Below are 14,248 nucleotides of genomic sequence, written 5' to 3'. Positions count from 1 at the left end.
CTCCGCCGGAGGTTGCCTCAGCCGAGGCGGAAGTGCTGGTTGGTGCCTTCCACGCAGTCCCACTGGACGAGCGCGGCGTTGTTTTGGGAGCTGGCGGCCGCGATGGACAGGCACTTGCCGCTGTGTCGGGCCTCGATGGAGAAGTAGCCGCCGTCCTTCTGGACCAGCCGCCACTCCTGGTTGGTGCCGTTGACGCAGTCCCACTGGACCACTGTGGCATTGTTCTGGACACTCGCGCCGGTGACGGACAGGCACTTGCCGCTGTTCACGGCGCTCACTGTGTAGTAGCCGGCGCTGGTCGCCACGAGCTTCCACTGCTGATTCGGGGCGTCCAGGCAGTCCCACTGGACCGCGGCGGCCCCGTTGGCGGAGCTCGCGCCCTCGACCGACACGCACTTCTGGCTGTTGCGGGCGACCAGTTGGGCGGTGAACGTGGCAGCGGACGCGGTGGGAGCCTGCACACAGGCGAGCAGACCCGCAGACACGAGAGCGACAGCGGTCGCGGCCAGGCGGGGGAACTTCACGGTGCCTCCAGAAGAACAGAATGAACTGACAGTCACCATTGATAGAGCGGATGGCTACGCAATGTAAGTGGTCAAGTTCATAAGGCACTTGAAGGGATGAAATTGGGCGGAACGGGATTAGCCGGTCCGACCCCCTCGCTGCGGCGCAGGATCGATCCTCCAGGCGGCCGAGTCGGCCTGCTCCACTTCTCCAGCCCGCGCGACACCGCCACGATCGCCGCGTTCCTGCGCACCCAGGCCTACCGGCCCGACAGCCTGGTGCGACTGGAGGGCTACCAGGCCCTGATCCGACGGAGGGCGGAGAACGGGATCACCGGCGTGCACGCCGTCCCCTACGACACCGAGACCGAGGTCGGCGTCACCAAGGGGTTCCCCTCGGCCGGTGGGTGCACCAGCAGCGCAAGGCCCCGCGGGCCGGGGAGCTCGAGGACCGGCCCAAGAAGCTCCTGGACGCGTCCGAGGCCGGGATGGTGTGGGAGCCCGGCGAAGAGGCGTGGGTGGCCAAGCTCGCCGTGCCCCGGTCGTAACGGCGGGCCACCGGACACCTCGCGCCCCGCCAGGACGGGGTCCGGGGCGAAGACGACGAGATGATGCCCGCCGGGCAAGCACATGGCCAACCTCCGACGCCAGGGCGTCGAGAACGGCTTGGGCAAGGATCCGGACCGGGCCGCGGAGCGCGCGGCGCAGCTGACCGCGATCGACCAGGGCTGGGACTGCCCGTGGCCGCTGGACCGGCAGCGGCACTATCGCGTCCTGGCGGACCTGGTCGACGCCGACGGGCAGCTGCCCGACATCGCCCCCGGCGTGCTGATGGACGGCGACGACATCGGACGGTGGCTCCAGCAGCAGAAGCAGCCGGCCACCTGGGCGCGACTCCTGCCCGAGCAGCAGGACCGGCTGCTCAAGCTCGGCGTACAGCCTGACCAGGCGCCCTCTCCCACCCCTGCGGCCAGCGAACGCGGCAGCAACTGCCGGACACCACCTCCCCACAGGGCCCTGAAGCCCTGGCCTCCGATCGTGGCCAGGGCTTCACCCTCTACCCAGCCACCGAGGTCCCACCCGTCATGCCAGGCTGCCACGAACGATTTGACGGGCCCGTGGATCAAGGTGATTAGTATCCGTTGACTGACAATCGATTAGACGGGGGTGTAGGCAGTAGTGGATCACAACAAGAAGGTCGTTCTGGGCTTCTTCGAAGCGGTCAGCGACCGTCGGCTCGCGGACCTTCCCCGGTTCATGGCACACAATGTCGTGGACCACAACAAGATCATCCATGGGGAGGTCGACGAGCCGGGCGCCGCGTTCGAGGGCCTTCGCCAGCAGTTGGTCGCGTTCGAACCGCTCACGGTCCATGTGGACGAATTGATCGGCGAGGGCGACCGGGTGGTCGCTCGCGTCACTCAGCGTGGAGTCCACGATGGAACCCACGCGCGCATGCCCGCCCCAACTGGCCGGAGCTTCGAGAACGAGGCGATCTGGATCTTCACCCTGACCGAGGGGAAGATCATCGAGATCCGTGCCGTGAGTGACCGCCTCGGCCTCTTCCTCCAGCTCGGATGGGAGTGGCCGAAGACTGAGTAGCCATACGGTGATCGTGCTGGTCACAGCCACTCGTTGATGGCTGCGACCAGCACGGCCGCTTCGCAGCGAACGGCGAGTTCGTCGTACCTCGTCGCTACCGCCCGGTGGCGCTTGACGGTTGATCCCGCACTCCACGGCCGTCGCGCTCGCGGTAGTCGTCCTTGTCCAACTTGCTGGTCGGCCTCCGTGGGAGCCTCGCTTCTTGCGGTTGGCGATCTGGTCGCGCTCCTCCGGGATCGTGCAGCCGATGCACGTCTGCGCAGATAGACGCGGTTCGCGCGGGAGCCGTACGCCCTGTCGGCGCGGACCTTGTCCGGACGGGTGCGCGGGCGTCCCAGGCCGGGACGCGGCACACGGATACGGCCCAGGACGACCGGGAACTTGGGGAGTCACCCCGCTGCACGCCGTAGAGCAGCCCGGAGCAACCTCGGGCTGCTCTACGGCTTCCTGGGAGGATGACTTCGCCCCGGGTGTTGCAGCCGTCGTCCACGATCGCGCCGGCGTTCCAGTGCTTGAAGGCGGTGCGGACGTAGCCCTCGCGGGACTCGGCGGCCGCGGGAATGCGGTTGATGCCCTCAAACAGGGACGCCGTCTCCGACGCCGCGGGGAGGGTGACAGCCGAGACGGGTCCGTCGGCCGAGGCTGGCGGGGCGGTGCCGAGCAGGGGCAGGGCGGACAAAGCGAGCGCGGATTCCCGGCGCAGTCAATGTCGTGACGGTAGTTGACGGTCGTCATGCGGGGATGGCCAGCGGCGTTCCAGTTGAGCAGGCAGAGGACAGCGTTGAGCTGATCTCGATGGGGGTCAGTCCCGCGGGCCGGGGCAGAGGGGTCGGCGACTGCCTGATCCGGGAGGCTGCACGGTGGGCTGCCGAGTGAGGTGCCAAGTCTCTACGTTTGTCCGTGATGCCGGACAACAAAAGGGCTGCCGCTCTCTACGAGCGCCACGGGTTCACGGACACCGGTGTGCCGGGTGACCTCCTGCCTGATGGCACGGGTGGGCGGGTCATGGCCAAGGACCTCGGCGCCTGGTCGCCGGACAAGGGCCGAACCGCCCGTCAGGAGTTGATCAGGAAGCGCCCGGCAGGGCCGCCACGTTCACCACGTGCCCAGCGGCAGGGTCCCTGGGGCGGATGAGAGCCGGCGGTCTATTCCCTGCGCCCGGCGACGAACTGCGTGGCGGCGGTGAACACGGCAAGGATCATCGCGGAGATCGCCAGCATGATGCCGGCGGGGGCGAGCAGTTTCGTCGCGTGGGGGGTCGTGGACATCAGGGTGAACAGGCGGTTGACCGGAGGCATACCCTTGGTGAAGAGGGCTCCCATCACAAGCGCGAGAGCGGCGGCCAGCGCGTACCCCTGCCGTTTGAAGACCAGCCGCGAGCACAGCACGCCGATGGCGATGCCGACGAGGGCACAGGTGAGCTGGGCCTCGATGCCCATACTTGAACTGGGCTGCTCCCGCCACGTCCTGACGGTCGCAAGTGTCATGGTGGTCACAGCCGTCCTCGTCGCGGCGCCCCGGGGCTCCCTTACTTGGCGGGCGTCTGCGCAGGGCGATCACGGGGGGCTTCGCGCTGATCTTTGCCCCCGCATGCAGGTGTCCTCGCTTTCCGGCGAGCCGTCCGACTCTGGGTTGTCGCGGCAGGCATTCTGGTCTCATATCCCGTCAGCAAGCCCGTGGGGCGGGTCGGCTGCGTGCGGCTCCGGGTTGTCCTTCCCGGGGCCGCATCGTGTCGGGCGAGCACAGAGCCCAGCGGCCGGTACCCTCGGCAGGTACCGGGACCGGAGCGCACTGCGCCCGGCGTCCGTCCCCCCTGCTGCTCCGTAGCGCGGCGAGGCAGCCTTCCAGACGGGCATTCAGGCCCTCGCGCAGTACCTGGAACGGGGAGGGGGCGGTATGCCGGGGCGCGGTCACCTCGAGATGTCCCGAAGGGACGACGGTGAGCACCGGACCGGGCTATGGATCTCCAACCAGACACAGCGCCCCGGCCGGCCCGACCCCGGGCAGCACCGCACGCCGCCGGGGCGTGTCTTCCCCGGTCCGAGCGTCGTCGCCCGGCTGGTGATATCGACTCGGAAGGACGGAACTGTTGCGACACTCACGTACGCGGGCCGGTGCCCGCGTCGCGGCGGCGCTCACCGCCCCGCTGCTCTCCCTGCTCCGCTGCCCCGTCGCCCTCCCCCTGAATACTCCCCTCTCCCCTGACTGCCACGTGTTTACGAACAGGGATAGATGCCTTCCGCTGTGCGGGCGGTGGCGAGCACGCCGTAGCCGGCCTGGGCCGGCTGCAGAGCGGTGGCGTCGCCGATGCCGTTTCCGGCACCGGTCACGAGCACGCTGGTGGTCATCGGTGCCTCCACATGTCCCCGGTGATCTGACGCCCCTGTCCCGGTCTTCCCCCGCCCGCGGGTCAGAGCCGCATGACGGTGACGCCGAGGATGGAGCCGCTGGCGAAGCCGATCAGGGAGACCAGGTGACCCGGTCCGACGCGGCCGGCTTCTTGCGCCAGGGCGAGTTGCAGGGGAAGGGCGGCCGAGGCGGCGTTGCAGTGGTCGGTGACCGTGAGCATGCACCGCTGCGCCGACAGGCCGAGAGCGGTATCGGTCTCGTGGAATTGGGCCATGCGCCAGGCACGTACGGCGCGTTCGGACGGCGGTGACCTCCCACGCGAGGGACGGGTCCGGTGGCTCCCGAAGGCCGAACGGCCACTGCTCATCAGGCCCCGCAGGGCCAGCGGATGACCCGCAGCGGTGAGTACGTAAAGTGGCCACATGTCTGACGTCTCTCCCCTGATACAGAGTTTGCGCACGGCCGTCGAGGCGGCACCCGGTGACGTACCACTGCGACTGCACTTGGCCGGCCTGTTGCTGGAGGCCGGGCAGCAGGACGACGCGGTCACGCAGGTGGCCATCGCGCTGCAGCACGCGCCGGGTGACAGTCAGGCAAAAGCGTTGATGACACGCGCAATGAGTACGCCCTCGCCCGTGGAAATGCCGCCTTCTGTGCTTCCGTCGGCCCCGGCAACCCCACCCACGGAGCCCGAACTCAATACCACTTTCAACTGGGGCGCCGCCGCCGACCAGGTCAAGGACGTGCTTCCGCCGCGCTTCGTGGAAGAACCCCTCGCCACCGACGGCAGCGGCGACCCCGAGGGAGCCCCCGCTTGGGACGTCGACGCTCCGGGCACCGTACGCCTCGCCGACGTAGGCGGCATGCAGGAGGTCAAGGACCGCCTGGACGCCGCGTTCCTCGCGCCGCTGCGCAACCCGGAGTTGCGCAAACTGTACGGTAAGAGCCTGCGCGGCGGCCTCCTCCTCTACGGACCTCCCGGCTGCGGCAAGACCTTCGTGGCGCGCGCCGTCGCGGGAGAGCTCGGTGCGAGCTTCCTGTCGGTGTCTGTCAACGACGTGCTCGACATGTGGATCGGCAACTCCGAGCGCAATATGCACGAACTCTTCGAGACTGCCCGCCGCCAGGCCCCCTGCGTCGTATTCCTCGACGAGCTGGACGCTCTCGGCGGCAAGCGCAGCCGTACGCAGAGCGCGGGCATGCGCAACACCGTCAACCAGCTCCTGACCGAGCTCGACGGCATCAACGCCGCCGCCAACGAAGGTGTCTTCGTACTCGCCGCGACGAATGTCCCCTGGGACGTCGACATCGCGCTGCGCCGCCCTGGCCGCTTCGACCGTACGCTCCTCGTACTGCCCCCCGACGCACCGGCACGCGAGACGATCCTCCGCTACCACCTGCGCGAACGCCCCATCGAAAAGGTCGACTTGGGCAAGCTCGTCAAGATGACCGACGGGCTGTCCGGGGCCGACCTCGCCCACCTGTGCGAGTCCGCGGCGGAGACGGCGCTCCTCGATTCGGTGCGCACCGGTGTCGTCCGCATGATCGGCATGAAGGACCTGCTCGCTGCCGCGAAGCAGACGGTGCCCTCGACGGAGCCGTGGTTCGCCTCGGCGCGCAACGTAGCGATGTACGCCAACGACGGCGGCATGTACGACGACCTGGTCGCCTATCTCAAGAAGAGGCGGAAGCTGTGACCACGCTGCACCCGACCGTCGAACAGGCCCAAGCGCTGATCGACTTCGAACGCTATGACCAGGCTCTGGAACTGCTGGGCCGCCACCTCGCCGAGGATCCCGGCGACATACGCGCCTGGGTCAAGATCGGCTACTGCCGTTTCAACACGGAGGGGCCGCGGCAGGCGAGGGAGGCGGCCGACGAAGCCCTCAAGCTGGACCCCGAGGACTACGGCGCACTGATGTTGCGCGCCCGGGCCATGGTGGACGACGGGGGTTGGCTCGACGTCGAACCCGTACTGCGCCAGGCGGTTCGCGTAGCTCCCGAGGAGTCATACCCCCGTGCCATGCTGGCGGACGCCGTGTGGCGAGCCGCGATCGTCAAACACGCCCGGACGACGGGCACGGGGACGATCAGCCATGCCGAGATGGATCGCGTTTCAGGCGAGGCAGCCGGCCTGGCCATGGAGGCACTGCGCCTGGGCCCCGAGGACATCTACGCCCACGAGATCGCGCACCGCATCGCCAGTGCGGCCGGCAATGGCACCGTCTCCGATCAACTCGACGAGGCCATTCTCCGCATCGACCCCACCCACTCCGAAGCCCTTGCCCGCCAGACGAAGAAGGCCGCGGAGGCGCCGGGCGTGAGCGCCGCACAGGCCGCCGAACTGTTCGCGGGCGCACTGGCCGGCCAGCCCGACTCTCCAGGGATGCAGCAGCAACTCGACCGTGCCACCTACCGCCTCCTACGGGGCACTCGATGGCTCGCTCTGCTCTGCCTGGTCACGGCAGGCGCCGTGATCAACCTGTTCCCCTCGGACGACCACCCGGCCCCCGCCCTGCCCCTGCCCATCGCCCAGCGGCTGTGGTCCATGGTGATCATGGCAGCGATCTGGGGCTTCGGCGCCTGGCGCCGCTACCGCAAGCTCCGCACCGGGGTGCAGCTCAACGTCCGCTCGCTGATCCGCCGCGGCCGCTGGGCCCGCGTCGTCCTGGCGCAATCGGGCTGGGCCATGCTCTGCGCCCTGCTGATCGCGGGGCCTCCCTGGGCAGGGCTGGACGGGCCACGCCTCCTCTTCTGGACGGGTCTCGTGCCCATAGCGGCCACCATCTGGTTCGACAAGAACAAGGCCCGGTAGCTCATTCGGGGACGCAAGCGAACTGAAACCGAGATCACCCGCATTCGGCGCCTTACCCGTGTCACCGGGGACATCGCGTCTGAGCCGGAGACACACTACGGAAGGCCTCGCATCACGGGTCGATGATGCCAGCGCCCCCCACCGGAGCAGACACTGCCGCTTCGGCGGGGGCGCCAGGCCAACGAGCGCCCTTCAAATACCAGCAACCGCCGCACTGCCACCGGCAGTGCGCCGCACGGTCGGTGCGCCGCACGGTCGGTGCGCAGCGTACGCAGCAACAGGGTGCACCGGCTTCCAGCATCACGGTGCGCTCAGCGGCCAGCCTCTCGGCCATGGTGCGGGCCGAGTTCAGGGGCGCAGCGCAGATCCTCCCAGCGGCAAGCCGACGGGTTCGCGGATTCTCGGGGTGGGATCGCGCGGAACCGGAGGGGGACGTGGCGCCCGCTGGTGGAGTAGCCCACGGGTTGGGGTGTGACCGAGGTGCGCGCCAATGGGACAATGAAATGATCTTGAAGTCCTGAGGGCTCGGCCCCCGCATTTCAGAGGAACACGCGCGCTGTTCTGCCAGCGGCAGAACACCGGCCGGACCGGGCTCGATGATCACTACAGTCCAGTCTCATGACGACGATTGCGACGCGTACGGTCGAGTACCCGGCGGACGGTTTGACGATGATCGGGCACCTCGCTCTCCCGGCCGGTATCGACCCCCGGCCCGCGGTGCTGCTCGGACCAGAGGGCACGGGGCTCAGCGACGTCGAGCGCCACCGGGCCGACGCTCTCGCCGAGCTGGGATACGTAGCGCTGGCCTTCGACCTCCACGGTGGTCGCTATTTGAGCGACCCCGAGGAGATGCTGGCCCGGTGCATGCCACTGCTCGCCGACCCCGACCGGATGCGGGGCATCGGCCACGCGGCGCTCGACGTGTTGCGCACCGAACCGCGGACCGACCCCGACCGGATCGCCGCTATCGGCTACGGCACCGGGGGCGCCATCGCGCTGGAACTCGGGCGCGACGGCGTCAGCCTGCGGGCGATCGGGACGGTCAACGCAACCACCACGGGCCGACCGGGCGAGGCGGCGCGCATCCGCTGCCCGGTGTGGGCCGGGGTCGGGTCGGAGGACCCCATCATGCCGCCCGCGCAACGGAACGCGTTCACCGCCGAGATGCAGGCCGCGGGCGTCGACTGGCGCCTCGCGGTCTACGGCGGCGCCTTGCACGCCTTCCACCACCCGCCGGTCGACCACACCGTGCGTCCCGGCGTCGGCTACCACCCACAGCACGCGCAGCGAGCCTGGCGCGACGTCGTCGACCTGCTCGCCGAGTGCCTGCCCGTGACGCAGGACCTGGGGGCATGACCCAGGCAGACACGCTGGCGCCAGGCCTGGTCCGCGTCGTGCACTGACCCAGCCCCCTCCCCTCAAGTCCGCACAGCAGAACCACATTCGAGCGGATACTCGATCACGGTGAAGCGTTCGCAACTGCCGCAGTAGATAACGGATTTACTGCGACGGAGCCCCTGCCGTGATCGTCGCGATCTGCGGCGGTCCGTTCCGGCCGCCTGGGCGAGTGCATGCATTTACTGCGGCTTCACTGTGCTGACCACGTGCGAAGCCACTCCGCGTCCCGGCGAGCACTGAGCGCAGCAGCGCGGGGCGTCACCATCGGTGCCGCTTCGATCCCCTGCCGTCGCTCGCCCCTGCTGCCCGAGTAGACCTGAGGCGCGAAGGAGGCAGCGGGGAGCATCGGGTGTACGAAGTGCTCCCGTTCCAGCCGAGTCGTCGCGCTCGCTCTCGGCGCCGTCACGTCGCTGGCCGTTCTGTCCGGCACTGCCGCGGCCGCCGGCATGGACGCCCCGTACGCGCGCGCCGCCGCGAAGGTCAGCCGCACCGCTTCGCTCCTCGGATCCAAGAACGTCGATGCCGTCACCCGGGGAACCGGCACCGCACCAGGTGGGCGTGTACTGCTTCAAGGTCTCGGACTCCAACATCGACCTGGCCAGCGCGGCGGTCGTGGCGACGCTCAACAACAGCCGGGGCTACCTCGGCGCCGGTGCCTGGCCGGACACCTCGATGCCTGCCTGGCGGAAGTCGTCCAGAGTGGCGGCAATGGTTTCGGGGGCGACGCCGACCGTGTAGTCAAGGCGTACCCGGGTTCCGAATCCAGCCGCGGCAGCGTCCAGAGCGGTGGCGCGCACGCAGTGGTCGGTTGCAATGCCCACCACGTCGACGTCCCGCACCCCGCGTGCGCGCAGCCAGTCCGCGAGGGAGGTGCCTTCGGCGTCCGCGCCTTCGAAGCCGCTCTCGGACGCGCTGTGGGCGCCCTTGAAGAAGACGGCGTGGACCTTGCCGCCAGCAGCGGCAGGGGCGAAGTTCGGGTGGAATTCTCCGCCTTCGTCTCCGGCGACGCAGTGGACGGGGAAGCTGTCCTTGAAGTCCGGGTTCGAGGAGAAGTGGCTGCCCGGGTCGATGTGGTGGTCTCGGGTGGCCACGACGTACTGGTAGTCACCGTCCGCGCTCAGCTCCACCAGCTCGGCGATCGCGGTGGCGATCTGCGCGCCTCCCGCGACGGGAACACTGCCTCCTTCGCAGAAGTCCTTCTGCACATCCACGACGATCAAGCCTCGGCTCATCAGGAACACCCCTCAGGACGACGGAACGACCCCCGTCTTCTACCGGCCCCCTCCCCTGCGCCGGAGACATGGCGGGCTGCGCTCACCCACACAGCCGCAGACATTCACCGCAGGAACGATTCGCACTGTCGAAGCAGTCAGAGGCCAAGTGCGGTGCGCGGTCGGGGCCGGGTCTGCCGTCGGGCGCCGGTAGCGGCAGCCACACCTGGGAGGAAGCCCTCGGCTGCCTCTACCTCGCGAAGCGGACGGGCGCGACGCGCCCCTACCGCGGCCGTGGATCAGATCGTCCCGCCGGTAGCTGCCCGGCGGCTGCGGCCAGATCGGGGAATCGGTCGTGGACCAGGGAGCCGCGCCGGGTCTGCAGGAGCAGTCGGCCGCCCGGGTCAGGGGTAGTGACCCGTACGGCCGGTTCGAGTGGACATGAACAGCCGTCTGCATTCAAACCGGTCCGTCTGGGCGACAGGTTTGCTTGCTATGCGGGGTCCAGTGGTCCGAGCAGCCACACGCCGGTGGAGGTGGGCTCCTCGTCGAAGTAGAACTCACGGATTGCCTGGAGCATGTCGTCCCGGCTGATCAGCCCGTCAGCGTCCCGGTCGAGGCGGCCGAAGACCTCTCGAGCGTCCGCTTCAGGCAGCCCCATCAGGGCGCCGGACCAGCGAACCTGCTCATCCCGGGTCAGTTTCCCGTCGCCGTCCTCGTCCGCGATGTCCATCAGCGCATCGAGGAACGGCATGTACCCGGCGTCGAAGGAAGCGGGCGTGACCAGCAGCCCGGCGGCGAACGCCGCCGGGTACTCGGCGAGGCAATGCGTCCATCGACGTAGGTGTCCGCGGCCCGTGACAAGTGCTGCCACAGGCCGTCGCTCAGCTCCCGCATGTGCTTGAGCGCCGGGGCGTCGGGCGAGAGCTGGAAAGCGGTGGCAAGGCGGTCGCAGGCCGACTCGAAGTCGGCGCGGTCGATATGGCCGTCACGGTTGGTGTCGAAGGTGGCGAAGCGGCGGGCGAGCTCGCGCTGCAGGAACGGCGAGATGTCCATGCCCGACACCCTGCCTGCCAGAGCAGCGCCCGAAAAGCCCCCGACGGACGGTAGCACCCGTACGAGGCTCCAGATTGAACCTCGGCCACAACAGATGAAGCGCTCATCCGTCAGATGGAGCACGGGACTTCCCACCTGAGCCGGAGCGCACTCGGGGCCACCACCGCGTTCGAGGCCGACACCGTGGTAGCGGCGGCCGGCTCGCCGATCAGCGCAAGGAGCGATCCCGGCGGGGAGTGAGCGCAGCAGCGCTGGCCGCCACCCGGTGAGGACGGTGACCCGCGCTGCTGCTCTCGCCAGATGGCTTCCAGCACGAAGTTCTGTGCCCCGGCTACCACGCGCAGGCGCATCACCTAGATCTCGCCGTCGTCCTCGAACAGCGTTACCCTCTCGGCGCCGCCGTCGAGGAGCTCCTTCCACACTTCACCGATCCACGACTCGGCGTCCCCCTGCGTCGTGAACTCCTCCGGCTCCACCGCCGGTGACGTCTCCGTGCCGTCAGCCGTCTCGAATCGCCACACCCATGCCATGGACGCCGCACTGCGCGCCGCAGGCCTCACCACCGAAACCCTCGACGACCACATCCTCGTACTGCCCCCACCACCTGCGTGAAAGCACCGCCGCAGCCCCGGTCGCTGCGTCCTTCACCCAGCGTCGTAACAGCCCCCGGACAGGCCCACGGCACCGGTCAAGCCTGCGACCCCGGCAGCTCCCGGTCAGCACCACCGGCCGGAAGCCGCGCACTTGGACTACAACATTGAGAAGATCCGAATCGGTGAGTGCTCGCGACCGGGTGCCGGGTCGCTGGTGTGGGTGAGGCTCATGGCGCGGCCAGCACGATGAAGGGGGTGACGGTCCACGATGCAGTTCATGATCGAGTGGATGAGTCTGACCCCGCTTGACGCGGGCGGCACCACGGTGGGCTGCGCCGGGGAACATCCCGGTTTCGCAGACCCGGCCTACGTGCGCCGCAAGAACCTGATCGCCGAACGGGCGGAGGGCCACTCGGTGGGCGAGCCCTCACCCGAGGTGCACTACACGGACGCCGAGCATGCCACTTGGCGCGCCGTGCACGGTGCGCTGCTGGGCGCGCAGGACCTCTGGGCGTGCCGGGAAGTTCTGGGAGCCCGGGGTGTCGCGCCGATTCCGGCCGGAGGTGTCCCGCAGCACGAGGAGGTCTCCGACCGGCTGCAGGCCCTGACGGGCTTCCGCTTCACGCTGGCAGGCGGGATCGTTGCGAACAAGCGTTTCCTGGGCGCGATGGCCAAGGGGTATTTCCATGCCGTGCAGTACGTACGGCATCCAGCGATGCCCCTGTACACGCCGGAACCGGACGTCCTGCACGACGTGTTCGGACACGGCATCCATCTCGCCGATCCGTTCTTCGCCGACCTGTACCGGACGGTGGGCCGGGCCGCGGTCCGGGTGGAGACGGCCGACGCACTGGATCTGATCAGCCGCGTGTACTGGTTCACCCTCGAATACGGCACCGTCCTCGAGCAGCGGCGGCCCAGAGCGTACGGGGCGGCCCTGCTGTCGTCCTACGGCGAGCTCGGGCGCTTCGCCCAGGCCGACCTGCGGCCGTTCGACCTCGCCGAGCTGGTCCGGATGCCGTACCAGGTCGCCGGCTACCAGCCCGTCCTCTTCACCGTCCAATCCCTGGCCCACCTCGCCGACCTGCTCCACGGGTTCCTCGACGACTTCGACGAGTCCACGCGCGATCGCTACCGCCTGCCCATCCTGTCCGAGCGCGGCTATATGGCCCGTCCGCCCACCCGATGAAAGCGAGCGGGCGCAGCACGCCCCACCCACCCCCGCAGAGCGGGTATCGCCGCCCTCCCCGCAGATGCGGGACGGGTGGAGGCCACCGGGCAGTCCTCCGCAAAGCCGAGGAGCCCCTGGCGCTCGGACCCGTCCGCCCACCCGACCGGCTGACCGCCATCCCGGCCGGCAGCGCGCACCGTCCCCGCCACCATCGCCTTGCCGGGGGTACGCCCTTACGTCTGCTCGCAGCGCCCTCCGGTGGTGGGGGTGATCACGTCGCCGTCCGGGCCTGTGTCAACGGTCCCGCCCACCTCGAACCAGAACACCTCAGCCGTCGCCGCACAGGACGAAGACGCAGCCCTCAGAACGAGTTCCCGCGCGGGTCGCAGGTCGTCCCCGGTGCCCACCGCTCCGTTGCCCGTGGCCGCGCAGCGCACCTCGGTGGGACTGTCCACGGTGCAGGTCCCGACGTGGGCGCCGTCTCGGCCCTTGACCAGGGTGAAGGAGGACCCCACCTCGTTGAGGAATTCCGTGTTGGAAAGGGCGCTGGACGGCCGACGCCCGCCGCTTCTACAGCCGCGGGGACATGGACGAGGGGCGTGTCGCGCAGTTGGTGAAGCTCGGCATGGTCCGGTCGCACTTCGATGTCGCGTGGGAGGACTGTCCGCCGCGCGCGGTCGGGCGGAGGAGCACGGGCACGTCCTGGCGCCGGTGGACGCCGCCTTCCAGGGTGCAGCGGTGGGGATCTGGCTGAAGAACGCCCGGGTCGCCGCGCGGAAGTGGATGGAGATCGGAGAGTGCTCACCGATTGTGTGGCGGCCAGCCGTGCTCCAGCAGGTCGAAGGCTGCGCTGATGGCCTGGTGGGGGTCGTCGTGCCCACGGGCGACGCGTGGGGCTTCCAGGGCGAAGTGGGCCAGCGTGATGCAGGCGGCGTCGTTCTGCGGCAGGCCGGCCTCTTGCGCGATCACCTGGGCGAGCGCTTCGGCGTGTCGCAGCCACATGGCCTGGACGTAGTCGCGCAACGCCGGGGTGGTGTTGATCAGGTCGAAGAACGCGGTGAAGCGCGCGTCAGTACCGGTCGCGGCCATGCGGTAGCGCAGCGCGTGCTCGCGCAGGGCCGCGGGGATCGACTGCCCCGCCGGGCGTTCGCGGACGGCGGCGAGCAGAAGCGCTTCCTGGTCGGCGTCCTCGTCGAAGACGAGGGCCTCCTTGACCGGGAAGTGCTTGAACAGGGTGGTGGTGGACACGTCCGCCTCCTCCGCGATCTCGCGGATCCCGACGTCGTCGTATCCGCGCTCCAGGAACAGGCGCAGCGCGGCGTCGGCGATGGCCCGACGGGTGGCGGCCTTCTTGCGCTCGCGGCGTCCCGTCGGCGCCGCTGCGGAGGGGGGCTGGGTCTCGGGCATACGGCAGATCCTACTCCAAGGTTGCCCAACTCAAAAAGTGCAACGGTTGCACTTAGTGAGTCGTTGTGCTCTGCTGGAGCAGGAGCCCGGCCTGCGAACCACCGTCCCCCGGGCTCTCCCCTCACCACTCCCTGCTTCCTTGT

15 protein-coding genes and 1 pseudogene are annotated in these 14,248 nt (G+C 69.2%); 7 read left to right on the top strand and 9 right to left on the bottom strand.

The window, feature by feature from the left end; all coding sequences use genetic code 11:
- Positions 1–17 precede the first annotated feature (17 nt).
- On the bottom strand, positions 18–524 hold the full coding sequence (locus tag ACZ4M3_RS34570) for an RICIN domain-containing protein (RefSeq protein ID WP_467739506.1): 507 nt from the start codon (positions 522–524) through the stop codon (positions 18–20).
- Positions 525–701: 177 nt separating this feature from the next.
- Here ACZ4M3_RS34570 and ACZ4M3_RS34565 point away from each other — a divergent pair.
- The 3 genes and pseudogenes from ACZ4M3_RS34565 to ACZ4M3_RS34555 form a co-directional block, all read left to right on the top strand.
- Positions 702–1,478, top strand: a pseudogene (locus ACZ4M3_RS34565) (helicase associated domain-containing protein); the annotation flags it as partial.
- A gap of 204 nt (positions 1,479–1,682) precedes the next feature.
- On the top strand, positions 1,683–2,105 hold the full coding sequence (locus tag ACZ4M3_RS34560) for an ester cyclase (RefSeq protein ID WP_467739504.1): 423 nt from the start codon (positions 1,683–1,685) through the stop codon (positions 2,103–2,105).
- 741 nt (positions 2,106–2,846) lie between these two features.
- The gene (locus tag ACZ4M3_RS34555; RefSeq protein WP_467739580.1) at positions 2,847–2,981 is read left to right on the top strand and encodes a GNAT family N-acetyltransferase; all 135 of its coding nucleotides are present in this window, start codon (positions 2,847–2,849) and stop codon (positions 2,979–2,981) included.
- Positions 2,982–3,250: 269 nt separating this feature from the next.
- Here the strand turns inward: ACZ4M3_RS34555 and ACZ4M3_RS34550 are convergent, their stop codons facing one another.
- From ACZ4M3_RS34550 to ACZ4M3_RS34540, 3 genes are all read right to left on the bottom strand, one after another.
- Positions 3,251–3,544, bottom strand: a complete 294-nt coding sequence (locus tag ACZ4M3_RS34550; protein WP_467739502.1) for a hypothetical protein — start codon at positions 3,542–3,544, stop codon at positions 3,251–3,253.
- Between the two features lie 777 nt (positions 3,545–4,321).
- Complete coding sequence (locus tag ACZ4M3_RS34545; protein ID WP_467739500.1) at positions 4,322–4,453, bottom strand: SDR family NAD(P)-dependent oxidoreductase; 132 nt, start codon at positions 4,451–4,453, stop codon at positions 4,322–4,324.
- Between the two features lie 62 nt (positions 4,454–4,515).
- Positions 4,516–4,728, bottom strand: a complete 213-nt coding sequence (locus tag ACZ4M3_RS34540) for a 3-oxoacyl-[acyl-carrier-protein] synthase III C-terminal domain-containing protein (protein ID WP_467739498.1) — start codon at positions 4,726–4,728, stop codon at positions 4,516–4,518.
- A 148-nt stretch (positions 4,729–4,876) separates the two neighbouring features.
- On the opposite strand from ACZ4M3_RS34540, the gene ACZ4M3_RS34535 reads away from it, so the two are divergent.
- From ACZ4M3_RS34535 to ACZ4M3_RS34525, 3 genes are all read left to right on the top strand, one after another.
- Positions 4,877–6,151, top strand: coding sequence for an ATP-binding protein (locus ACZ4M3_RS34535; RefSeq protein ID WP_467739496.1), 1,275 nt, complete (start codon positions 4,877–4,879; stop codon positions 6,149–6,151).
- Positions 6,148–7,269: a tetratricopeptide repeat protein gene (locus ACZ4M3_RS34530; RefSeq protein ID WP_467739495.1), complete on the top strand. Its 1,122-nt coding sequence runs from the start codon at positions 6,148–6,150 to the stop codon at positions 7,267–7,269. The genes ACZ4M3_RS34535 and ACZ4M3_RS34530 overlap by 4 nt, the downstream gene beginning before the upstream one ends.
- A 618-nt stretch (positions 7,270–7,887) precedes the next feature.
- Positions 7,888–8,625 (top strand): dienelactone hydrolase family protein, encoded by a 738-nt coding sequence (locus ACZ4M3_RS34525; protein WP_467739494.1) that lies wholly within the window; start codon positions 7,888–7,890, stop codon positions 8,623–8,625.
- Between the two features lie 680 nt (positions 8,626–9,305).
- Here ACZ4M3_RS34525 and ACZ4M3_RS34520 read toward each other — a convergent pair.
- The 4 genes from ACZ4M3_RS34520 to ACZ4M3_RS34505 form a co-directional block, all read right to left on the bottom strand.
- On the bottom strand, positions 9,306–9,899 hold the full coding sequence (locus tag ACZ4M3_RS34520) for an isochorismatase family protein (protein WP_467739493.1): 594 nt from the start codon (positions 9,897–9,899) through the stop codon (positions 9,306–9,308).
- Between the two features lie 472 nt (positions 9,900–10,371).
- On the bottom strand, positions 10,372–10,632 hold the full coding sequence (locus ACZ4M3_RS34515; protein ID WP_467739492.1) for an EF-hand domain-containing protein: 261 nt from the start codon (positions 10,630–10,632) through the stop codon (positions 10,372–10,374).
- The gene (locus ACZ4M3_RS34510) at positions 10,611–10,934 is read right to left on the bottom strand and encodes an EF-hand domain-containing protein (protein ID WP_467739491.1); all 324 of its coding nucleotides are present in this window, start codon (positions 10,932–10,934) and stop codon (positions 10,611–10,613) included. Before ACZ4M3_RS34510 ends, ACZ4M3_RS34515 begins: the two co-directional genes overlap by 22 nt.
- Before the next feature lie 353 nt (positions 10,935–11,287).
- Positions 11,288–11,455 (bottom strand): hypothetical protein, encoded by a 168-nt coding sequence (locus ACZ4M3_RS34505; RefSeq protein WP_467739582.1) that lies wholly within the window; start codon positions 11,453–11,455, stop codon positions 11,288–11,290.
- 361 nt (positions 11,456–11,816) lie between these two features.
- On the opposite strand from ACZ4M3_RS34505, the gene ACZ4M3_RS34500 reads away from it, so the two are divergent.
- Positions 11,817–12,716 (top strand): phenylalanine 4-monooxygenase, encoded by a 900-nt coding sequence (locus ACZ4M3_RS34500; RefSeq protein ID WP_467739490.1) that lies wholly within the window; start codon positions 11,817–11,819, stop codon positions 12,714–12,716.
- A gap of 783 nt (positions 12,717–13,499) precedes the next feature.
- Here ACZ4M3_RS34500 and ACZ4M3_RS34495 read toward each other — a convergent pair.
- Positions 13,500–14,105: a TetR/AcrR family transcriptional regulator gene (locus ACZ4M3_RS34495; protein WP_467739488.1), complete on the bottom strand. Its 606-nt coding sequence runs from the start codon at positions 14,103–14,105 to the stop codon at positions 13,500–13,502.
- Positions 14,106–14,248: the final 143 nt, after the last annotated feature.

The sequence above is a fragment of the Streptomyces sp. NPDC026522 genome (assembly GCF_055567555.1).
The sequence above is the reverse complement of the archived record's forward strand: the minus strand, read 5'-3'. Positions and strand labels throughout refer to the sequence as shown.